Origin of the sequence: Chitinophaga hostae, assembly GCF_018224885.1 — a bacterium.
In the GTDB taxonomy this organism is placed as follows: domain Bacteria; phylum Bacteroidota; class Bacteroidia; order Chitinophagales; family Chitinophagaceae; genus Chitinophaga; species Chitinophaga hostae.
Genome location: NZ_JAGTXB010000020.1, coordinates 143,208 through 164,746 on the forward strand (window position 1 = coordinate 143,208; position 21,539 = coordinate 164,746).

16 protein-coding genes are annotated in these 21,539 nt (G+C 48.1%); 4 read left to right on the top strand and 12 right to left on the bottom strand.

Annotation, left to right across the window (positions count from 1 at the left end; all coding sequences use genetic code 11):
• Positions 1 to 73: 73 nt before the first annotated feature.
• Positions 74 to 2,548 (top strand): glycoside hydrolase family 95 protein, encoded by a 2,475-nt coding sequence (locus KE626_RS28115; RefSeq protein ID WP_211976364.1) that lies wholly within the window; start codon positions 74 to 76, stop codon positions 2,546 to 2,548.
• A gap of 278 nt (positions 2,549 to 2,826) precedes the next feature.
• Here the strand turns inward: KE626_RS28115 and KE626_RS28120 are convergent, their stop codons facing one another.
• From KE626_RS28120 to KE626_RS28135, 4 genes are all read right to left on the bottom strand, one after another.
• Complete coding sequence (locus KE626_RS28120; RefSeq protein ID WP_211976365.1) at positions 2,827 to 3,213, bottom strand: DUF3037 domain-containing protein; 387 nt, start codon at positions 3,211 to 3,213, stop codon at positions 2,827 to 2,829.
• Positions 3,191 to 3,991, bottom strand: coding sequence for a HipA family kinase (locus KE626_RS28125; RefSeq protein ID WP_211976366.1), 801 nt, complete (start codon positions 3,989 to 3,991; stop codon positions 3,191 to 3,193). The genes KE626_RS28120 and KE626_RS28125 overlap by 23 nt, the downstream gene beginning before the upstream one ends.
• 232 nt (positions 3,992 to 4,223) lie before the next feature.
• Positions 4,224 to 5,279 (bottom strand): winged helix DNA-binding domain-containing protein, encoded by a 1,056-nt coding sequence (locus KE626_RS28130; RefSeq protein WP_211976367.1) that lies wholly within the window; start codon positions 5,277 to 5,279, stop codon positions 4,224 to 4,226.
• Between the two features lie 54 nt (positions 5,280 to 5,333).
• On the bottom strand, positions 5,334 to 6,275 hold the full coding sequence (locus KE626_RS28135; RefSeq protein ID WP_211976368.1) for a helix-turn-helix transcriptional regulator: 942 nt from the start codon (positions 6,273 to 6,275) through the stop codon (positions 5,334 to 5,336).
• A 115-nt stretch (positions 6,276 to 6,390) separates the two neighbouring features.
• Between KE626_RS28135 and KE626_RS28140 the strand changes: the two genes are divergently transcribed.
• Entirely contained in the window at positions 6,391 to 7,347 is a 957-nt protein-coding gene (locus KE626_RS28140) for a hypothetical protein (protein ID WP_211976369.1), read from the top strand.
• Here KE626_RS28140 and KE626_RS34970 read toward each other — a convergent pair.
• Complete coding sequence (locus tag KE626_RS34970; protein ID WP_346344501.1) at positions 7,344 to 7,748, bottom strand: winged helix-turn-helix transcriptional regulator; 405 nt, start codon at positions 7,746 to 7,748, stop codon at positions 7,344 to 7,346. The genes KE626_RS28140 and KE626_RS34970 overlap by 4 nt on opposite strands.
• A gap of 106 nt (positions 7,749 to 7,854) precedes the next feature.
• On the opposite strand from KE626_RS34970, the gene KE626_RS28150 reads away from it, so the two are divergent.
• Positions 7,855 to 8,727: an SDR family oxidoreductase gene (locus KE626_RS28150; RefSeq protein WP_211976371.1), complete on the top strand. Its 873-nt coding sequence runs from the start codon at positions 7,855 to 7,857 to the stop codon at positions 8,725 to 8,727.
• A 229-nt stretch (positions 8,728 to 8,956) separates the two neighbouring features.
• Here the strand turns inward: KE626_RS28150 and KE626_RS28155 are convergent, their stop codons facing one another.
• The 7 genes from KE626_RS28155 to KE626_RS28185 form a co-directional block, all read right to left on the bottom strand.
• Positions 8,957 to 9,811, bottom strand: a complete 855-nt coding sequence (locus KE626_RS28155; RefSeq protein ID WP_211976372.1) for an aldo/keto reductase — start codon at positions 9,809 to 9,811, stop codon at positions 8,957 to 8,959.
• Between the two features lie 261 nt (positions 9,812 to 10,072).
• The gene (locus KE626_RS28160; RefSeq protein ID WP_211976373.1) at positions 10,073 to 11,908 is read right to left on the bottom strand and encodes a cytochrome-c peroxidase; all 1,836 of its coding nucleotides are present in this window, start codon (positions 11,906 to 11,908) and stop codon (positions 10,073 to 10,075) included.
• Positions 11,895 to 13,463, bottom strand: coding sequence for a purple acid phosphatase family protein (locus KE626_RS28165; RefSeq protein ID WP_211976374.1), 1,569 nt, complete (start codon positions 13,461 to 13,463; stop codon positions 11,895 to 11,897). Before KE626_RS28165 ends, KE626_RS28160 begins: the two co-directional genes overlap by 14 nt.
• 10 nt (positions 13,464 to 13,473) lie before the next feature.
• Positions 13,474 to 14,565 (bottom strand): phytase, encoded by a 1,092-nt coding sequence (locus KE626_RS28170; protein WP_211976375.1) that lies wholly within the window; start codon positions 14,563 to 14,565, stop codon positions 13,474 to 13,476.
• Positions 14,566 to 14,570: 5 nt separating this feature from the next.
• Positions 14,571 to 15,836 carry a right-handed parallel beta-helix repeat-containing protein gene (locus KE626_RS28175; RefSeq protein WP_211976376.1) on the bottom strand — a complete coding sequence of 422 codons (1,266 nt, stop codon included), beginning with the start codon at positions 15,834 to 15,836 and terminating at the stop codon, positions 14,571 to 14,573.
• Positions 15,837 to 15,860: 24 nt separating this feature from the next.
• Positions 15,861 to 18,620, bottom strand: a complete 2,760-nt coding sequence (locus KE626_RS28180) for a TonB-dependent receptor (protein WP_211976377.1) — start codon at positions 18,618 to 18,620, stop codon at positions 15,861 to 15,863.
• A gap of 339 nt (positions 18,621 to 18,959) precedes the next feature.
• Positions 18,960 to 20,537 (bottom strand): tetratricopeptide repeat protein, encoded by a 1,578-nt coding sequence (locus tag KE626_RS28185; protein ID WP_211976378.1) that lies wholly within the window; start codon positions 20,535 to 20,537, stop codon positions 18,960 to 18,962.
• Between the two features lie 185 nt (positions 20,538 to 20,722).
• Between KE626_RS28185 and KE626_RS28190 the strand changes: the two genes are divergently transcribed.
• Positions 20,723 to 21,496 carry a 3-keto-disaccharide hydrolase gene (locus KE626_RS28190; RefSeq protein WP_211976380.1) on the top strand — a complete coding sequence of 258 codons (774 nt, stop codon included), beginning with the start codon at positions 20,723 to 20,725 and terminating at the stop codon, positions 21,494 to 21,496.
• Positions 21,497 to 21,539 lie beyond the last annotated feature (43 nt).

The window sequence follows — 21,539 nt, forward strand, 5'->3', positions numbered from 1 at the left end:
TACACCCAGCTATAATTTTGGTATTTTGGAAGAGAATTAGCAGAATAAATCAATTCCACGAACTATGACACGCATGCGAAAAGAAACAAAAAAAAAGATAGCCGTTTACGTGATAGCGCTGCTGGCGTCGGCGCCGGCATTTTCACAACAGCAGGATCTGAAACTATGGTATGATCATCCGTCAGGTAAAGTATGGGAAGCCGCTTTGCCGGTGGGCAACGGCCGTTTGGCCGCCATGGTTTACGGCAACCCCGGGGACGAACTGATACGGTTAAACGAAAATACCGTTTGGAGCGGCAGTCCCAACCGCAACGAAAACCCGCATGCGCAGGCGGCCCTGCCGGAAGTCAGACAACTGATATTTAATGGTAAAATGAAAGAGGCCGGTGAGCTGGCTGAAAAAAACATGCAGTCCGAGAAGATCAATGGCATGTGTTATCAGCCCGTGGGTGACCTGCAGCTGCATTTTCCCGGTCATGAACAGTATAATCATTATTCCCGGGAGCTGGACCTCAAAACCGCGGTAGCCAGTACCTCCTACAGCGTAAACGGTGTGAACTATCACCGGGAGGTATTTGCCTCCATTCCAGATCAGGCCATCATCATAAAACTCAGCGCCGATAAACCCGGGAGTCTCACTTTTACTGCAGGGATGAAGAGCCCGCAAAAGTCAACGGTAGGAGTAAATGGTAATAATGAACTGGTGCTGTCCGGCATTAGCGGTGATAAGGATGGCGTACCCGGTAAAGTAAAGTTCCGGTCGCAGATCCGGTTCAAAGCAACAGGTGGTACTGTTGCCGGAAACGGTGAAGAGATTCAGATAAATAATGCCGATGCGGTAGTAGTTTATATTTCCATTGCCACCAACTTCGTTAACTATGCAGATCTGGGCGGAGATGAGGTGAAACGTGCTTCCGGCTATATGAACAAGGTATGGCCCAAAAGCTATGCCGGTATGTTGAAAGACCATGTTGCATCCTATCAGCATTTTTTTAACCGCGTACAACTGGACCTTGGAGCAACCGATTCGGTAAGAAATCCTACCGATATACGCGTAAGAGATTTTGCGCATGGCAACGATCCGCAGCTGGTAGCGTTGTATTTCCAGTTTGGCCGGTACCTGCTCATTGCTGCATCGCAACCCGGCGGCCAGCCTGCTAACCTCCAGGGCATCTGGAATCCGTTGATGAATCCGCCATGGGGAAGCAAGTATACCATCAACATTAATACGGAGATGAACTACTGGCCAGCCGAAGAAGCCAATCTTACAGAGATGCATGAACCCCTGGTGCAGATGGTAAAAGACCTGTCTGTTACCGGTCGTGAAACCGCAAAAGTGATGTACGGCGCCGGCGGATGGGTAACGCATCACAATACGGATCTATGGCGGATCACAGGCCCGGTAGATCCCATCTATTACGGTATGTGGCCTATGGGAGGCGCGTGGTTGAGCCGCCATCTCTGGGAAAAATATATGTTCAGCGGCGACAAAAAATACCTGCAATCGGTATACCCTGCATTGAAAGGTGCAGCGGAATTTTATCTCGATTTCCTGGTGGAAGAACCGGTACATAAATGGCTGGTAGTATGTCCTTCCATGTCGCCCGAAAACAATCCGAAGGCATATCCCGGCGTATCTATCACCGCAGGTGCTACCATGGATAACCAGCTGGTTTTTGATCTCTTTTCCAATACTATTCATGCAGCGGAATCATTAAAAACAGATAAGGCGCTGGTGGAAAAAATGAAGGCCGCCCGTAAAAGACTGCCGCCCATGCATGTTGGGCAATACGGGCAGTTACAGGAATGGTTGCAGGACCTCGATAATCCGAACGACAAACACCGTCACGTGTCACATTTGTTCGGGCTTTACCCGGCCAACCAGATCTCTCCTTATCGTACACCGGAATTATTTGCCGCTGCACGCACTTCCTTAGTACAGCGGGGAGATGTGTCTACCGGCTGGTCTATGGGCTGGAAAGTAAATCTATGGGCCCGCCTGCTCGACGGCAATCATGCCTGGAAGCTGATCAAAGACCAGCTCACCCCGGCGGGTGTAAACAAAGGCGAAAACAGTGGTGGTGGCACCTACCCCAACCTGTTCGATGCGCATCCCCCGTTCCAGATAGATGGCAACTTTGGTTGTACGGCGGGCATCTGTGAAATGCTGTTGCAAAGCCAGGATGGTACCATACATCTGCTGCCCGCCCTGCCCGACGACTGGAAGCAGGGGCGTGTGAGCGGTTTACGTGCCCGTGGGGGATTTGAGATCACAGAAATGATATGGGAAAACGGGCAACTCAGTAAAATCAGTATCCGTTCCACCCTGGGAGGTAACTGCCGTTTACGGGTACCTAATGCGCTAAAGAATAACGGGCAGTTGAAGACCGTAACCGCTGATCAACCGAATGGGTTTTTCCAGCCGGATACCACCGCCGCAGCAGTGATCAATGCTGCAATAAAACCGGGTAGCAACGACGTAAAAGAAACGATCTTATACGATCTGGCTACCAAAGCTGGACAGACGTATACTTTCACCAGCAAGTAACGAGGGCGTTTTCTTGCCGCGGGTTTTTTCTTGCCCAGGATTTTTTCTTGCCCAGGATTAAACTGATTTTGAGGATTTAGAGGATTTTCTTTTTTTGATTTTAAAAGATTAGCGAAGATAGAAGCGAATTTGCTTACATCTTGGCTAATCTTTTAAAATCAAATTATAATCACAATAAAAAAATCCTCTAAATCCTCAAAATCAGTTTAATCCTGGGCAAGAAAAAATCCTGGGCAAGAAAAAATCCGCGGCAAGAAAAAATCCGCAGCAAAGACAAACTACAGGACCAGTTGCTGATGCAACCGCAGCAGCGTGTTTTCCGCGTTGCTGCTGCAAAAGCCGGGATGTACTTTTGATGTTTGTATAATACTGCTGCGCGTAGCGGTGAGCCAGCGGAAGCGACCTGCTATATCTAATTGTGCGATGGGCCCACCTGCTTTGCTGCCTTTGCTGATTTCTACAAAAGCGTCGAGGTAGGGCTTGATGGTACTGGCCTCTATATGAGGTGAAAATGCACGGAGCCGTTCTTCATCCAGGGTGTATACTGCCTGTAAAAATTTCTGTTGTTTACAGTAAAGGATAACGCCAACATTCAAAAATTCTTCCCGCTCTACACTCGGTACTACGCGTATCACGGCATATTCATATAAGTGCTTGTCTTGCATGTTGTGCTTCTTTTACAAAAATTTCGGAGTGGCTGATCCTGGTCGTTAGAAAGTCAAAGTATACCTGCCGGCGTTCTTCCGGCGTTTCGCTGATGTCTTCGCTCATCAACCATTCATCAGGAATAATACTTACAATAGCGCGTATACGCTCCGGCGTTAGCAGGAGCCGGAAGGCGGCGTCTGTGCTTTCCAGTTCGCCGGCTTGTGGCAGCAGCACATGATCTTTCACCTGTACAAAAGGACGAAGCGCCTGTTCCCGCCAGTTGTGCCAGTTATGATGAAAATACAGTGCGGCGCCTGCATCTATGAGCCATAGCTCATTGCGCCACATCAGCATGTTGGTATTACGGGGTGTACGGTCTACGTTGGTCAGCAAACAATCGAGCCACACAATTTTAGATGCCAGCGCCGGCGGAATAGTATTAACGGTAGGATCGTAGGTGGTAGCGCCGGAAAGATAGTGCAGGGCAAGGTTGAGTCCCACACTTCTTTTTAGCAGATCCTGTATTTCTTCATCGGGTTCTGTACGGCCAAAGGCTTCGTCGAGATTGGCAAAAACCAGCTCTGGTACTTTAAGACCAAGCACCCGTGCAATTTCATCACCAATCAGTTCTGCGATGAGTGCTTTTACCCCTTGTCCTGCTCCGCGGAATTTGAGTGCATACAGGAAACCGTCGTCTGCTTCAGCAATGGCGGGCAAGGAACCCCCTTCCCGCAACGGCGTTACGTAGCGGGTTACATTGACCGTTCTTAGCTGAAGTTGAATGTCGTCTATCATCTAATGAGTGTTTCAAAGCATCAAATATCGCGAATTTTTGTTTTTGCCCAGGATTAAACTGATTATGATGATTTATAGGATTTTTATTTAAATGATTAAAAAAGATTGGAGAAGATGTAAGCGAATATCAACTTTTATCTTCTCTATCTTTTTTAATCTTATAATATCAAAAAAATAAAATCCTGTAAATCGTCATAATCAGTTTAATCCTGGGCAAAAACAAAAATTCGCGTCAGGAGCTTTTTCCAAGAAACGCGGCGTAAGCCGCAGCAGCCCTGGCAACCGCGGCATCGTTGGTTTTATGGTTGGGCAGCAGTTGCGTTTCCACCACTATTTTATTTTTTACTTCTTTCCTGCTCCACTGACCGCAGATTTGGCCATTGACCACTACCACCGGTTTAAAGATGCCGTAGCCGGCGGTTACATGATGCGACGGGTGAAGAATATCGCTGCGGTCTTTATAAGCCACTGCGTATTCGTCGTAGGCGGGGAGCAGGAGTGTAGCGGGTTTGGGTGCTTTGACAGGACGGGCATCTTTCGAAAACCAATAGGCCTGACCGTTAGCAACGCTGTGCGTGAGGATGTCGTTGTTGAGCAGTAGTCCTTTTTTTATCTCCGTCATATTTAAGCCGCTCCACCATTGAAAGTCGTTGACGGTGGCGGGGCCGCGGCTGCAGAAATAGAGCCTGGTAATTCTGGCCACCGCTTCTTCGCGATCTATGGAAGGTGTTGCCGGCGCCCTCTCGGATAGGAGGGCATAAGTAAATTGTTTTCCCTGTCGCGGACCGCTGCAGATAAGGCCATCCAGTTCGGCATCCATGAGATGGAAGCCCATGCGGATATCGTCGGTATTGATCTTTGCTTTGGTGAGCAGCGGTACCAGGGCGGTGCGGGTCAGGTAGTTGTTATCGCGGAGTGCATTGGCGATAACGGTTTTGCTGCGTTTAAGATCTTTATCGCTGATGCCTAGTTTGGCGTGCAGGTTTTTATTGAACGCTTTTATTTTGGGGCCGGTAAGCTGCAGCATCCAGCCAATATCTTCCGGCGCAACAAAATGCCAGGTAGGCCGCAGCACATGAGTGCGCAGCAGGAGGCCGGCGTTAAAATCCCGTTCAATGCCGGCATCCGTGCTGTCCTTTACACGGTTGCCAATAGCCCATTTGGCCCCTGCATAATCCTGCGCCTGTATACATCCCATCCACCTCAGGAGGTCGGCGGGCCGGGTGGCGTGTGCAGGCAGCAATTGCTGCTGCTGCAACCGTAATTGTGTGATCTGCTGGCTGTTCATGATCCGAAATTAAAGACCGTACATGACAACAGTATGTCAGTTGTAAAAAGAAGCTCAGGAAACTTTTTCCAGCATTTCCTGCAGGCGGTCTTTTACCAGGGTTTTCAGCGACTCCGGGGTAATGATGGTGGCCTGGTCGGCAAAGGTGATATACCAGCGGGAAAATGCCTGTATACAGGGCGCCTGGAACTTCATCCGGGTTACTTTGGTGGTCATGGTTTCCTGGTCAAATCCATAATTGAATTTTTGTTCTACCAGGTAGCGGGCCATCTCATTTTTTACTTCTATGGTAACCGGGAAGGAAGGACCTGTATGTCTTGGCCTGCCGGCAAGATATTCCCGCAGGGAGAGATGTTGTTTGCGGAACGCTTTGCCATTGGCTTTTACCGCCAGTATCCTTTCTGTGCGGAAAGGATGGTATTGCTTTGCGGTGCTGCACCAGGCGATGGCATTCCAGGTACCGTGTTCATGATAGATACCGATAGGCTCAATATCTCTTTCATTTATGCCGGTTTCGGTAGCATACTGAATATGTAACCCCTGTTTTTCTCCAACAGCCCTGATGAGCAGGGGCAGCACATCGTTGAGCAGACTGTTGTGCTCGGATACCTTTTCCTTTACGGCAATACTTTCTTCCAGGTCTTCCAGTACCTTTTTCTGTGCGCTGCGCAGTACGGCTTTTATTTTGTACATGGCACTTTTAAACCGGAGACTGTTGGTAAGGTCGGAGTGATTTTCCAGTACTTTTTCCGCCATCAGGAAGGCAACAACTTCTTCTTCGGTAAACATGACAGGGGGAAGGCGATAGCCTTCCATGATAGAGTAGCCAAGTCCTTTTTCGCCGAGAATGGGGACGCCTGCCTGTTCCAGGGAGCGGATATCCCGGTAGATGGTACGCAGACTCACGTCGAAACGATCGGCTATTTCCTGGGCCAGTACCAGTTTTTTTGATTGCAAGTGTACAAGAATGGCGGTTAATCTGTCAAAACGATTCATTGTAGGCTTAAAATTAATGGATGTTAGATAATGGTTTGACCGAAGATATGATTTTTTACCGGCAGACCGTTATCTTTGCCTGCGCCGGTAAATACCCGGTTTTGATACACGCTATATGAGGAAACATTTGTTTGTTATTACATGTTTGCAGCTGAGTATACTTACTGTCGTTTTCGGACAATCCCCGGCAGAGGCCCTGAAAAAGAAAAATGTCAGCGATACCATCTTACAAAACCGCAGCCTGTTACTACAGGGGACTTTTGATGCGCAACGCGCGCTGTTGCAACTGTTTCCGGGTAAGCATTACCGGCTGACAGACGGTAAAAATGTGAATGAGATGATCAACTGGGAATGTAAAAGCTGCGCTGCTAAAAATTACCCGGATGTGAATGAAGATGCCCTGGGCGCCTTTCCTTATAAAGATGGCGTAGCCACCAGACTGATTAATGTGATGGATTTTAAAGATTCTACCGGACAACAATATAAAGTGATCAGCTTTAACCATTCCGGGTTTGATGAAGATGGTACGCAAACATCCCGGTTTACAGGTGGTTTGCTGGGACTGGCAAAATTTGTATTGACAGATAATGGCTGGAACCTCCGTATGTTTCAACCGGCGATCAGCGCCTATGGTGCGTTTTCCCAGTGCCCAACACCTAAACCGCTCCTGATCGGAAAGGACCAGTATGCATTTGTGATCAAGCATAGCAACGGCGGAGGCGGTGGCCCGTTCGATGGCAACTACTATCTTGTTGCAGGCGTGAATGGCGGCTATCAGCAGGTAATGGCGGCTTATGGAATTGAAAGAACGGTGGGCGGCGATGAGGAGCAATCTTCCTGGCAGAGCACTTATACGGTGCCGGCGAGTGATAAAAAATATTTCCGGGACATCCTGGTTACCTTAAAAGGCACTGTCAATGCAAAGGACCTGGATGGTTTGCCCAACGAAGTAAAAAACCTCGTAAAAGGGAAAAAACAGGCGCATTTTACCGCTGAAGAAAGATATGTGTATAAAGGCGCTGCCAAAGGATATGAGTTACAGCTGCCGGTAAAGGCGGCCCTGGTTCCTTAACGGCTCAAGATAGATTCCGGATAGGGCGCCTGCTCCACAGTGCGCCCGGTAATCTTCTGACGATGCATAGTGCCCCAGGCGCTTAAAGCAGTCAGCACATCTCTCAACGTATGACTATAGTCGGATAGTTCATATTCTGTTACCTCCTTCGCGGTGGCGCTGGTTACCTTTTTCACAAAATCGTTCAGCTCCATTTCCTTCAGCTCATTCGACAATACTTTGGCGGAAATACCGGTTACCTGTCGTTGCAGCTCATTAAAGCGTTTGTTGCCGCTCATTAAGGCAATAATGATCTTCAGTTTCCATTTGCCGCCGATGGCGTACAAAGCATCCCCCAAAGGGCCTAAGGCCGCTGTGCACCCCTCCGGTGTCGGTATTATTTTCGTTGTCTGATCTTTCACGTTATAGTTTTTAACTAACCTGCAGGTTAGTAGTAACCTACAGGTTAGGTTGTATTCCCGGTTACCAAAGGTAAGTACTTTTGAGGCATTAAAACAGGATCTTACTATGAGTAAAATATTAGTAACGGGGGCCACAGGCCCTCTCGGAAAAGCGGTAGTAGAAGAACTGCTGAGAAATACCGGTGCCGCCAACATTGCCGTGCTGGCAAGAGACCCCGTTAAGGCAGCTGATTTCGAAGCAAAGGGTGTTACCGTATTGAAAGGTGATTATAACGATTATGCTTCCCTGCTGCCGGCTTTCGAAGGAATAGATAAGCTCTACTTTGTGTCCGGCAACGACGTACAGGGACGGGGTGCCCAGCATGAAAATGTGGTGAAAGCAGCGGTGGCCGCAAAGGTGGGACATGTATTTTATACCAGTGTTTCACGCAGAACAGAAGACGGCAGTTCAGCGATTACTTTCGTGGTAGGGGCGCATCTGCATACAGAAGCCCTGCTGAAGGCATCCGGGCTTACCTATACTATCCTGAAGCATAATCTCTACGCTGATATGCTGCCGGCATTTATCGGTGATAAGGTGCTGGAAAGCGGTATCTATCTGCCGGCAGGCAAAGGAAAAGTAGCCTTCGCTACCCGCAATGATATGGGGATAGCGGGTGCAAAATTACTCCTGGGCAGCGGTCACGAAAATAAAGTGTATGAAATTGCCGGTGATACCGCTTATTCTTTTGACGACATCGCCACTATGTTAAGCGATTTATCAGGAAAAACGATTACCTACATTTCGCCCTCTACCGAAGATTATATCGCGCAATTATCGACAGCAGGTGTGCCGGGAGAATATGCGTATGTTTTTGGCGCCTTTGCCCAAAGCATTGCGCAACAGGAACTTGACCTCCCGGATGCCACCCTGGAGCACATACTGGGTAGGAAACCGGAATCGGTGAACGATTACCTGAAAAAAGCGTTCAGCCTTTAATGCAGCGAGGTTTTTTTGCCGGGGAGTTTTTTTTGCCCAGGATTAGACTGATTTTGATGATTTTCAGGATTTTTATTTTTTTGATTTTATAAGGATTTAAAAAGATTTGGGAAGACTACAACGTATATATTCGCTGAGATCTTCCCAAATCTTTTTTAAATCAAAAAAATAAAAATCCTGAAAATCATCAAAATCAGTCTAATCCTGGGCAAAAAAAACTCCCCGGCATTTATTGGGCTGACAGTTCCACGAAATCCTCTTCCGTTAATTCAATGCTACCTGCCCGGAGGTTTTCATCGAGGTGCGCAAGGCTTTTGGTGCCCGGAATGAGCAGCACGTTGCCGGCGCGTTTCAGCAGCCAGGCCAGCGCTATTTGGGCGATGGTGGCGTTATAACGGGCAGCAATTTTGCCGATCTTTTCTTCCAGCGTTTGCGGAGCGGCGGCCAGCGGGTACCATGGAATAAAGGCAATACCTTTTTCTGTGGTGTAATCCAATACCTCTTCCCATTTCCTGTTACCCAGGTTATACAGATTTTGCACCGATACAATGGGCAGTACTTTCGATGCCTGCTCAATCTGTTCTACCGATACTTCGGAGAGGCCTACGTGTCTTATTTTACCGGCCTTTACTGCCGCTGCTACCGCCGTCATCGTTTCTTCCACCGGTACGTTAGGGTCGATGCGGTGCAGCTGCCAGAGGTCGATATGATCAACCTTCAGATTTTTGAGGCTGTCATCTATATTTTTGGTAATCCAGGAGGGGCTGCCATCTGGCATCCATTGTTCTGCGTTGGGGCGTTGAAAACCACCTTTGGTAGCGATGATGAGATCTTTTTTATAGGGATGCAGGGCATCGCCGATAAGGCGCTCGTTTAAATCAGGGCCATAGGCTGCCGCGGTATCAATGAAGTTAACGCCGGCAGCTACAGCATGCTGTAATACCCTGATGGAATTGGAACGGTCTGCCGCTTCGCCAAAAGCGCCGGCGCCTGCCAATCGCATGGCCCCGTAACCTACACGGTTTATATTAAATTCTCCACCGAGGAGAAAAGTAGTAGCCGCACTTATTTGTGTTGTTTCCATTTTTTTGAATTTTGTAGATCAAAGGTAAGTGCGGCACCTGTTCCGGAAATTGTGAAAATAGCAGATCAACTTGTAGATATCAAAGAATTGATTTTTCCCGGTAAAAAAAGGCGGGTAGACACCCGCCTCATACCATCTTCATGCATTTTACGATGAAAAATCTGACAATAGTTGGTGTAGAAAACAACAGCACAAAATTACCCGCACAGCGGAGCGCTGGTGTCAGTATTAGTGAGGGTCTCTGAAAATCAGTAGTTGTACTTAGTAGCTGTTGGGCCGGTCGGTAAGCGCCTGCATAAACGCAATGATATCCTGTATTTCTGTAGTGGTGAGTCCCAGTTTGGCGGGAGACAGCGTTTGGTAAGCATCTTTCAGGCCCAGCCCGTTGCCGCCGCCGGCATTATAAAATTCCATTACTTTTTCCAGGCTGGCAAAAGCGCCGTTGTGCATATAGGGAGCAGTCATAGCGGTATTACGAACGGTGGGCGTTTTGAATGCGCGTTTGTAAAAATCTATGGGGAAAAAATCAAATCTGCCGGCATCGTTATCTGCCTGCAGATGTTCCAGGTCATCATTGGCGGGCACGCCCAGGTTTTCGAATTCGGTGAACCGGTAAAAAGGCGGCGTGAGCCCGTTGAACAGTGGCGCAAAATGACAGGTTGCGCATTGTGCTTTGCCCATAAATAAATTGAAGCCATGTATCTGTGCTGCTGTCATCGCCTGTTTGTTGCCTGCAAAGTAATCGTCCATGGCGCTGTTCATCGGCGCTAAGGCGCCGAGGTATGCGGCAATGGCGGAAGAGAGCTGGTGCATGGTAATGGCGCTGTCGCCCATGGCAGGAAATGCTTCGTTAAATGCCTGCCGGTACCTGGCGCTGTCCTGTAAACGACTAAGCACTACTGCATGTACGCCATTCATTTCCTGTGGATTACTGATCACATCCGCAATTTGTTTCGACAGGTTGCTGGCCCTGCCATCCCAAAACTGCGCGTATTGAAAGGCGGTATAATACAGACCGGGCGCGTTTCTGCGGACATGATTTTTTTCGTCAATCGCGAGACTGGTACGCAGTCCATCACTGAAATATTTTTCCGGCCGGTGACAGGTGGCACAGCTGCGCTGATTATTTCCTGAGAGCGCTTTTTCAAAAAACAGTTGCCGCCCCAGTGTTTTCAAAGCAGGTGTTGCGTTCATGCTGTCGGGAAACGCGGCAAGATTCAGCGCATCTTTGCTGAAAAGGTTTTTGGCGTTGTAGTTTAATGCGCTCCTGGTGTGCAGGTCCAGCTGCAGCGTATGGATCATATTACTCAATTGTTCCTGTAAGGGCAACGCGTATTCCGTAAGAAATTCCAACCGGTTAAAGTCATCGAAACCAGGATGCTGTTGCAGGTATTGAATACTTTGGGTAAGGTATTTTTGTACGGGTATATTTTCGGGAGATGGTGTACGAAGCCAGGGCTGCAGCACTGCCCGGATCGTTTGCATCGATTGTGCGGTTTCGGCGATACCGCTTTTGAGTTCGGGAGCATCATAGCCGGTGATGCCATTTGCGTATAGGCGTACCAGTTCTATACGCAGACTCTCCATAATGGCTTTATCGCTGGTACTGAACCGGTAGAGGAGGGAGGGAAGATCTGTGGCGGAGGAGCTGATCACCGCTGCTTCTTCCATCAAAGCTTTTTTATGTGATACGGGATCCTGATCAAACAATAATACAGCTATCTGTTGCAGTCCGGCGGGCGCCTGGTACTCCATGTAAGGTTCATCGATTTCTGTTTTGGCGGGGCGGTTATATGCCTGGGAGGAGCTGAAAAAAAAATAGTCGAGGAAAAATTCAATTCTTTTATACTGCAGGCGGCATTTGCGGAGGGATGTTTTTGCGTGATCGACGGTAGCGGGATTGCCGGCGTCGAGCGCATACAGGGCCTGTTCCATTTCCAGGGAGGCTGCCGCAAAACCGGCGGCGCCTTCCCTGAATAGGTTGATGGTATTGATAGCCCCGTTATCACCGGCCGATTGCTTAAATCCCCATGCGCTGAAAACGGCCGCCAGGGCAAACAAAGGCCAGATGATCCACCTGGTCTTATTTCGATACATGTACGGTGAACGTATCTTTTATATTGTTGAACGGATCTGTAACAGTGTATTTGGTAACACCTGCAGTGGGTGTTACGGTGATACTTCTGCCGGTTTCTTTGCTGTTATTCCATTTGTAGGCGCCCACAAAAGAAGCGGTTAGTACTGCCGGCGTCCCTTTTTTGACGGTGATATCGGTGTGCCTGTTTACATTTTTCATGATGGTAAACTGATCCCGGATAGTGCCATCTGCGCAAATCCATTTCAGATCGAGGCGGTTGCCCTGTATTTCCAGCAGGCTGGAACCACCGTGGTCTGCATCTGCAAAGTACATGGCATTATGAGGATATACTTTTTGCTTGCCACCCAGTTTCCCTGCGGAGCCGCTTACTACGTATACGGTACCGGTGTTGCGGATACTGTCTTTGATATAAGGCGCCGCGTTGTTGCCGCCGTCGTACCGGCCGGAAGAATTGCTGACATTATGTTTGGCCGGATCAAAGGTGTTAGCCATACCATAATGTCCTTTTATCAGCCGGGTTCTTTCATAGTCGTGACTGTGACCATTAAGCACCAGGTCTACACCGTTACGCTCCAGCACTTGTATAAAGTTCTCGCGGATATGTATCAGTTCATCTTCCTCATCGGAATTATGCGACCCCATGGTATAGGGTGGGTGATGCCAGTAGGCAATTACCCAGTCTTTGTTTTTATTGGCGGCCAGATCTTTTTTAATCCAGGTTACCTGCGGCCCCGTGGTATCGTAGATGCGGTAAACGCTGTCTTCCTTGCCATAGCTATCTAGCGACAGGAAATGGATATTCCCGATATCAAAAGAATAGAATGCCTGCGTATGTGAGGGCACACCGCCGGATTCTCCTTCCGAGGGCATAGAGAAGTTCTGGTAGTAAGATGTTTGATGTGTTACCTGCGCCCACTTTGCAGAGATGTCGGAATCATTGTAGTCATGATTGCCTGGTGCCGGGAAAAGCGGGTACTGTTTCAGCAGGTCATCTTTGTATACATTGAAGAACTTGGTTTGGTATTCTGCATCCATACCGCTGGAGTAGGCGTTGTCGCCTAATAGGATCCATGCGGTCAGCGGGTTGTTGCCGAGGTATTTCAACAGCTGCTCTTTTACCTGGCGCTGGTTTACGGAGTTGTCGCCACAGTCGCCGAGGGCGGCAATGCGATAGGTGCCTGTTTTCCCGGCTTCTGGCAGGGTGGTGAAAGTGTTGGCAGCATCGCCCTGCAGTACATCCTTGTAGCTGCCTATTGAATAATAGTAGCGGGTATCGGGCTGAAGGCCGGTGAGCCGCACTATATGTTCGGTTGTAAGACCGGCATCATCGGTTTGCCGATCCAGCTTATCGGGTGCGGTGCCGTATTTTACGCGGCTCCTGGTGGAAACATCTGTACGCCACCTGATCAAAATGGTTTGGCTGGTGGCCGTTTGTAAGTAGGGGCCACGCAGCAGTTTAGGCGTAAGTGCTGATGCTTTAACCGGTGCGTCCTGTGCCTGTGTAGCGGTAATGCCGGCCATCAGCAGGAGGGAAGCAAGAACAAGAGATTTCATATGGAGGATACTATTTTTTTGTTGGCGCCAACTGTAGTTGTTTGCCGGCAATGTCTTCCCACCTGTAATAATGGAAAGTCCTGTCATCACTCATCACTACAAACAAACCATGTTGGAAGGTGTCATTCAGCGGGATGTTCACGATATCGGAGCCGTCGCTGTGCCCGGCGCTTACTTTTACCACTTTCAGCAGCTTATGTGTGGTGCCTTCCCGGCTGAAGATATGAAATTTATTGGCTCCCTGGTCGGACACCAGGATGTAACCTTTTCCGGCTGTTGTTTTATATATGGAGATGCCTTCGTGATCTTCTGTAAAACCGGTGGTGCCGAAGCAGGCCAGTTCTTCATTTCCCTTTTCAGGGTCAGCATGGTATTGTCTTACGCCGTATTGTTCGTCTGAATAATAGATGTATCCTGCTTCGTTATCTACCGCAATCGACTCTATTTCTTTTTTACCGCTGTAGTGTCCAAATTTACGTACCAGGGTGGCCTTTACTTTTCCAGTGCCATTATCCGACAAGCGGTATTGCCAGAGATAGGTGCCATCCTTCGGACCTGTTTTACGGCCTACGATGGCATATTGTTGTCCTTTTTTATCGGTGTATACTGCGATGCCCATGAGATCGCGGTATTGTTTTTCTGTTTCACCTTCAAATACGGGGATGCCGCCATCATCAATGGGTTGCATGTCGGGCAGGGAAAAAAAGCGAAGTTTATGGGTAATGCGTTCGGTGGTAACGGCGTAGTCTGTACGTTTTCCGTTGAGTAACAGGCCATAGGCGATGTCCACGTTGTTGGGCCGCTGCAGGTGTGGTACCACCTGTTTTATTTTTCCTTGCAGATCAAATACATAGAGGGCGCCGTCGGCATCTTTATCAGTACCGATCACCAGGCTTTGTGCCGGGTTGGCGGGATTTATCCAGATGGCAGGATCGTCGGAGTCGAATTGTACGGGCGCTGTTACGATAACGGGTTGAATGGTAATGGGAGTATCCGTGTAGGCGTTGCTGTTACTTACTGCTTTACTTACCGGTCTTGCACAGGCAAGAAAACACAGCAGTCCGGGAACTGCTGTGAAGAATAATATATTACGTTGCGTCATTTACGTTAGTTTTTTACGGGAAAGGCGCCGATAGTAGAAGAAGGCGCCGGAGAAGCATAATTATAACCGTTCATTTCCAGGCCTGCGGCGAAATTGCGGGTAAAGGCAGTAGTACCTGCGCCGATGGCGGGCGATCCTGCCTGCAGGCGGAAGTCCCAGCTGCTGTTGAAGTCGGCATTATTAACAGCAGTGTTAAGCGGGTAGTTTACGAATTTAGGGTCGTTTTCGCCTGCTTTGGTACCAATAATGTCTTTGGTGCCGCCTACTACATCTTTGGATGGCTGGAACTGATCTACAGTGGCCTGGTCAAAGCCATAGTAAAGGTTCTGGCTGATCACGGAGCGTGCGTCTTGCGGTTTTTTGGTATCTCTTTTAATCCCAAAACGTGTGTTGGCAAACAGGTTATTGTGTAGTTCCGCAAACACTGTTGCCTCCAGCCAGATAGAGCCGCCTTTTACAGTGGGTCTTCTCCAGCCGGTGTTCAGCATGGTATTGTTATAGGCAATCACATGCGCCTGGGGAGAGCGGTCGCCCGAGTTCGAGAGCTTCAGCGCGTTGGTATTGGTGGAATAGAACAGGTTGTAGGCCACATCGGCAATACAGCCGGATTTGATATTGATACCTTCACCGCCTGTGATACCGGTGGTATAGAATGCGTTATTAGAGAAGATGATTTTGCCGCCTTCGATGTAGGTGCAGTCTTCATTAAAATTCCTGAAAACACAATCGGTTACTACCAGCTTACCGTTTACGTTGCTGTACCATAATGCCGGGAGATTTTCACCGCTGCTGGCTTTATACAAACCGAGTTTTACCGACATGGACGATTCTGTGGTGGTAGCGCCGCCATATTCCAGGATGGTATGATCCAGCAATAGTTCTGCACAGGTAGGCGCTGCCAGGATGCCGCCCCATTGCTTGCCGAATTTGCGGCTTTCGGTACGCAGGTTTTCTTCGATGGTAAATTTTACCGGGTTTTCCGCTGTGCCCATTGAATAGAAGTTACCTTTTACGATTATTTCCGGTTTGGTAAGTGTATCCAGCAGTACGATTACGCCTTCCTCTATCACCAGGGTTTTACCTTCCGGGATAATGATATCGCCTGTAACACGTTGTGTGCTTCCTTTCGACCAGATGCCGAATACTTCTCCGTGAACGCCACCGGTGCCTTTGGTATCTTCCGAAAGATCCACATCAATATTGGCTTTTTTACAACCGCTGATAATAGCGGCCATAGCTGCGATATAGAAAAGAATATGTTTGTATGTCATGAGTATGAATATTTTGAAATGCGTTTATAATTTGTAACGTACGCCCAGCAGGTAAGTTTGTTTGTAATATTCTTTCCTGATCAGTGTTTCATTGGTCTTGCCCTGACCGGGTATGGCGGCATTTTTATCGTTGGCGCCTTTGATGAATATTTCTGCCGGCGTATTCAGCAGGTTGCCCGCTTTGGCGAAAATGCTGAAGTTGTTACCGAATCTTTTTTCCACAGAGATATCCATCTGTATAAATCCTTTCTGCCAGAAATCATTATCCACAAACTGCGATACCACATTGATACGTGGGCCGGTATAGCTGCCCGCCAGCTGGGCATCCCAACCGTGTTGTGTGTCTTTGTACAGCACAGACAGGTTAGCGATGTGGGCCGACTGGCCATACAGTGGTCTTGTTTGCTGGGTAGCGCCGGTGTGGATATCACCTTTGTCGTCCCGGTAGCGATAGCTCTTGGTAGTAGTGATGGAAGAATTAGTATAGGTATAATTGGCCTTGAAGCCTATGTTGTGGAAAAATTTGATGTAATCCAGTTCCAGTCCGTAGTTACGGGCGGTACCAAAGTTGCCTGGCATATAAAACTGATCCTGGCCGCGGATACCGCCGGGAACAATTGTATTTTCAATAGGATCTTTGATGCTCTTATAAAATACGCCTACCAGTAACTGATCGGTATGATTTGGAAACAGTTCGTAGCGCAGGTCGAGGTTATCGGCAATGGCGCGTTTAAGATCCGGGTTACCTACTTCGGTGTATTCTTCCTGCACAATAGGACCGGGAACCAGTTCAAAGAAGCCGGGGCGGTTCAGTGAACGGAAGTAGGAAGCATGCAGGTTCTGGTGTTTGGCAAGTTCGTACTTCAGCGTAAGACTGGGCAATACATCCGTGTATACCTGGTTGCCGTTGGGACGTGGCTCACCTTTGGGGAACAGCATATGATATCCCTGGTTGGTATGTTCTACACGTACGCCGCCGGTTACTTCGAGTGAGGACGCTTTGAATTTGAACATACCGTAGCCGGCAGCGGTTTTTTCGGATGCGTCGTAGGTCAGTGCATTATCAACCGAACCGGTTGGGTTTTGTAATTCCCATTTGATGTCTGTGTAGCTGTTAAAGTCTTTGCCATATACATCGTTCACGTTAAGTGGTTTGAATACATAGTTGTTGACGAAACTGCTTCTTTGTTTATCGCGGTACAATCCACCGGCGGAGAAATCGACTTTTGTACCGGCGATTTTTGCCGTATAGGTAAGATCTGCATAACCGGCAATATCATTATCTGTATTGCGTTCCCAGCGACGGGTGGCCTGGTCTATGGTATTGCGTGTTTCCTGGAAGTTTTTTCGTACGCCATCTATACTGATAGTGGTATTGTCAGGCACTTCGTTCTGTGCGGAGGAAGCTACAGCCGACCATTGCAACTTTAGCCTGCCGGGGATGAGCTTATGCTCGCCATGCAGTGTAGAGTTGAAGATCCGCTGATTTATTTTCCTGGAACGGTCTTTAAATGTGATCTGGGCATTCCCGGCGGCAGGATCAAACTCGGCATTGGAGATATTGGTGGTGATACCTGAACGGGTCTGGTAGCTTTGCAGGTTCATGTAGGAGGTGTAGAGCGATACTTTATTGTCGTCGTTAAAGGCATAATCTACCTTGCCATGAAGGCCACCTCGTTTTTGTTGCTCGCTGTACTGGCGGTTTTCCATACCGGTGATCACCTGGATTTTATCTGTCTCCACAGCAGCAGCATTATAAAAAGTGCTGGTAGTGCCACGATAATTGTTCTGGAAGCTACCTGCCAGGATTACGCCCAGCTTATTATCAAAGAAGCGCTGACCAACGGATAAACCCGCTACCACATTGGGTGCAAAGTTTTTAGGCTGATAGTTCAGGGTACCGGTGGCAAAATCGGCGGGAGTAGCTTTGTAGTTTTTGCCATTGATTTCATAAGGTGATTTGCCGCGGATGCCGCCGGCGTCAAAACCGGTGTAACCTTTATCGAGGAGTATCTGGCTGTAACCGGTGGCGATGTTAGCATTGACAGACAGCTTATTGGGTGCATCTTTCATGACCATGTTGACCACGCCGCCAATGGCATCACCTTCCATGTTGGGCGTTAATGTTTTGTATACTTCCAGGCGTTCCAGCAGTTCGGATGGGAAAAGATCCAGCGGAACATAGCGGTATTTATTATCCGGACTGGGTATTTTCACGCCGTTGATCAAGGTGTAGTTGTATCTTTTATCCATGCCGCGGAGAATGGCATACTGTCCGTCGCCATTGCTGCTGCGTTCTATGGATACGCCGGAAACGCGCTGGATCACGTTGGCCACCGTTAAATCGGGTGATACCTCTATGGCGGCGCCGGATACCACGTTCATGATTTGTACCGACTGTTGTTCCAGCTTCCTGGCTGTTTTTTCGGTAGATCCTTTGGTGTTGGCAGAAACTACCACCTCGCTGAGACTCTTGCTGTTGCGGTCGCTCAGGTAAATGGCGATATGCGGATTGTCTTTCTCCGTTACTGTTACCTGTTTTGTTAATGTTTTGTAGGTAAGATGGGAAATAACGAGGGTAAACTGCCCTGGTGTTACCTTTTTGAATTCGAAGGAACCATCCAGGCCGGTAAGGGCTACCAGTTTGGTTTGTTCCAGTATAACGGTAACGCCTACCAGCGGTTCCCCGGTTTTCTGATCGTAAACATGTCCTTTCAGACCATCCGCTTTAGCGATGGCGGTGCTGAGCAGCAGACATAAAAACGTTTTTAAAAGTGTCTTCATTTTTAATGAATTTGATACCGTTCGAGTTAGTTGCAAATGGTATCGCAAATGTGATCTGCCGCGTAAAAAATTGCAAGAAAGTGCCGTAAGCAAAACGTATACAGCGTTAACAAGCGCGTAAACAAAGCGTAATCAGCGTATACAAATGAACTGTAAGTAGTTGATAGTTAACTATTTATTTGTAACAAGAACCGCCATTACCATTATGTTAACAAGCAAAAAGCAGAAAGTGTAAAGCAAAAAGCTATTGTGGCGAATGATCAAACGGATATGAAATTTTGGGCTTAATCATTCGCTACAATAGCTTTCTGCCTTCTGCTTCCATAACTCATAATTCTTTCACAGTCCATGTACAAAAGTGTTGAGGGTATCGCCTTCGGGGATGTTTAATTTTTTCCGCAGGCGGTACCTGGCTACGCGTAAGCTATCGGGTGAAATCCCGAGAATGGTAGCCATATCTTTTGAGTCCATATTCATTTTATGGAGGGCCAGCAATTTGATATCGTTGGTGGTAAGATCGCTGTAGCGTTCATTGAGTTTATCAAAAAACACCTGGTGTACCTGTTCAAAGATGCCGGTAAATTCTTTCCATTGTTTTTCGTGATTTACGTTCTGGTTTATTTTCAGCACCAGTTGCTGCAGTTGTTTTTTCTGGTCCCGTTTTTCTTCCTGTACCATCAGTGAGAGGGTATTTCTCAGTTCATCGAGGAATTGGTTGCGTTGGATCACGTCGAGGGTATGGGTGGCCAGTTGTTTGCTTTTCAGTTCCAGCTGGTCTTTTTGCACGCGGTTGATCTCTGCATTTCTTTCCGATACGGCCTGGGCCTGGCTGATCTTCAGTTTTTGCCTGGAAATGGTGAGCAGGCAAAGGATCACCAGGAGTACTACTACAATCACTACCGCGGTGTAGATGATGCGGTTTATCTGATGGCTGTTTTCCAGCTGTATGATCTCATCATTCTTTTTGTTGGTATCATAAATGATCTGGAGGAAGCTCATTTGCTGGTTATTTTGGGCCGAATATATTTCTGCGAGGCATTTCCGGCTCCACTCCATATAATGGTAGGCGCTGTCGTTGTGCCCGAGCAGGTTGAATGTTTTGGCAATATCCTTACAGGCTGCGGCTTCCTGGTATTTGTTGTTGGTTTGTTGGGCGATGGCCAGGGCTTCCTTTGAATACGGCATACTTTGTTTGTAGTTACCTGTTTTCCGCAGCACATCACCTATATTATTAATGATTTCAATACCTGCCATGCGCTCATGATGCAGTTCGTAGAGTTGCAAGGCGTTGCGGAAGTAGTAAAGGGCGGTATCGTATTTTTCCAGGTCCTCGTGGATGGTGCCCAGGTGTTCATAGATCCCGGCCATGCCGAAGGTGTCGTGCACGCCCTGGTATTGTTTCAGCGCCAGTTGCTGGAAATAGAGGGCGCTGTCGTATTGCTGTTGTTTTTCGTAATGGTGCCCGATATAACCGTATGTTTCTGCGATGCCGGCCCTGTCATTTATTTGTTGGTACAGCCGCAGGGCTTTGTCGTGCTCATTTTTAGCGGCCTTTTTATTAATATTACGATAATACAGCAGCCCCATATCATTGAGGGTGGCGGCTTCTGCGGCTTTCTGCCGGTTGGCGGAAAAGAGAGTGGCAGCCTGCTGGTAATATTCCAGCGATTTGGCATAGTGTCCGAGGGTGAAGCAGATCTGTCCCATTTGTTGCAGGCATTTGCCTGCACTTACCTCGTCGTTGTTACTTACCGCCTGGTCGTGCATTTTACGGAGGGCCAGGAAGGCCGCATCGGGCGATTGCTGGCTCAGTTTCTCCGCTGCCTGTAAACGCAGCTGCAGGGAGTCCTGTCCGGCGATACCAGCCATAGGGAAGATAAGCAGGCATAGAACGATTAACCGGAAAAAACGTTTCATTTTATGATAACACGGTATAATTAAGCATAAATAATCCGCAAAGAATGTTTTTTAGTATTAACTGTATGTTACCAAACGGTTAACCGCCGACATAAAAATGCTTGCGTTCCGATAGTATTTTATATATTATTGTGGCGGCGGTTATTTTTTTTGACCCGAAAATTAGTCCAGTTTAAAAAACGATTATGAAAAGAAAATTCTTATTTACCATGCTCTTAGCTGGTGGATTTTGTGCAGCAAACGCCCAGGAGAAAGCTAAACCTGAAGATACAGAGGTATATACCCCGGTGCCACCGGAAGTAACGCCCGCCAAAAAAGCCGGTGCCGCACCTTCTGATGCCATCGTATTATTCGACGGGAGCAACCTGGACCAATGGGTAATGGCCGACGACCGCGACAAGCCCGCTGAATGGCTGGTGGGAAAAGGCATCCTTACCGTTAACAAAAAGGTAGGCAATATCGAAACCAAAAAAGCCTTTAATAACTACCAGCTGCATATTGAATGGCGCGTGCCTTCCAATATCACCGGCAGCGGACAGGCCCGCGGCAACAGCGGTGTTTTCCTCGCCTCCCTTGGTAAAGGCGATGCGGGTTACGAATTACAGGTATTGGATTCCTATAAAAATAAAACATATACCAACGGACAGGCAGGCAGCATCTACAAACAGTTTGTGCCGTTGGCCAATCCAACACTGCCTCCCGGCGAATGGAACACTTATGATGTAGTGTGGAATGCACCGGTATTTGGCGCCGATGGCGCATTGGTAAAACCTGCAAAAGTAACCGTGATCTTTAATGGGGTAGTGGTACAGAACGATGCAGAGCTGAAAGGACCTACACAGTATATCGGACAGGCAGCGTATCGTCAGGCACATGGCGCCAGCCCGATTAAACTGCAGGCACATGGGGATAAGAGCGAGCCGCTGAGCTTCAGGAATATTTGGGTGAGAGAGCTGTAGGAGTGGAGTTGATAAAAAGAGATTTACTGAACTTCATAAAAGG

What these genes read in the sequence shown, in the direction of transcription:
- KE626_RS28155 (WP_211976372.1), bottom strand. Translation starts at nt 9,811, where the DNA reads ATGGAAACAACACAAATAAGTGCGGCTACTACTTTTCTCCTCGGTGGA.
- KE626_RS28120 (WP_211976365.1), bottom strand. Translation starts at nt 3,213, where the DNA reads ATGCAAGACAAGCACTTATATGAATATGCCGTGATACGCGTAGTACCG.
- KE626_RS28115 (WP_211976364.1), top strand. Translation starts at nt 74, where the DNA reads ATGCGAAAAGAAACAAAAAAAAAGATAGCCGTTTACGTGATAGCGCTG.
- KE626_RS28125 (WP_211976366.1), bottom strand. Translation starts at nt 3,991, where the DNA reads ATGATAGACGACATTCAACTTCAGCTAAGAACGGTCAATGTAACCCGC.
- KE626_RS28130 (WP_211976367.1), bottom strand. Translation starts at nt 5,279, where the DNA reads ATGAACAGCCAGCAGATCACACAATTACGGTTGCAGCAGCAGCAATTG.
- KE626_RS28160 (WP_211976373.1), bottom strand. Translation starts at nt 11,908, where the DNA reads ATGTATCGAAATAAGACCAGGTGGATCATCTGGCCTTTGTTTGCCCTG.
- KE626_RS28165 (WP_211976374.1), bottom strand. Translation starts at nt 13,463, where the DNA reads ATGAAATCTCTTGTTCTTGCTTCCCTCCTGCTGATGGCCGGCATTACC.
- KE626_RS28185 (WP_211976378.1), bottom strand. Translation starts at nt 20,537, where the DNA reads ATGAAACGTTTTTTCCGGTTAATCGTTCTATGCCTGCTTATCTTCCCT.
- KE626_RS28135 (WP_211976368.1), bottom strand. Translation starts at nt 6,275, where the DNA reads ATGAATCGTTTTGACAGATTAACCGCCATTCTTGTACACTTGCAATCA.
- KE626_RS28175 (WP_211976376.1), bottom strand. Translation starts at nt 15,836, where the DNA reads ATGACATACAAACATATTCTTTTCTATATCGCAGCTATGGCCGCTATT.
- KE626_RS28190 (WP_211976380.1), top strand. Translation starts at nt 20,723, where the DNA reads ATGAAAAGAAAATTCTTATTTACCATGCTCTTAGCTGGTGGATTTTGT.
- KE626_RS28180 (WP_211976377.1), bottom strand. Translation starts at nt 18,620, where the DNA reads ATGAAGACACTTTTAAAAACGTTTTTATGTCTGCTGCTCAGCACCGCC.
- KE626_RS28170 (WP_211976375.1), bottom strand. Translation starts at nt 14,565, where the DNA reads ATGACGCAACGTAATATATTATTCTTCACAGCAGTTCCCGGACTGCTG.
- KE626_RS28150 (WP_211976371.1), top strand. Translation starts at nt 7,855, where the DNA reads ATGAGTAAAATATTAGTAACGGGGGCCACAGGCCCTCTCGGAAAAGCG.
- KE626_RS28140 (WP_211976369.1), top strand. Translation starts at nt 6,391, where the DNA reads ATGAGGAAACATTTGTTTGTTATTACATGTTTGCAGCTGAGTATACTT.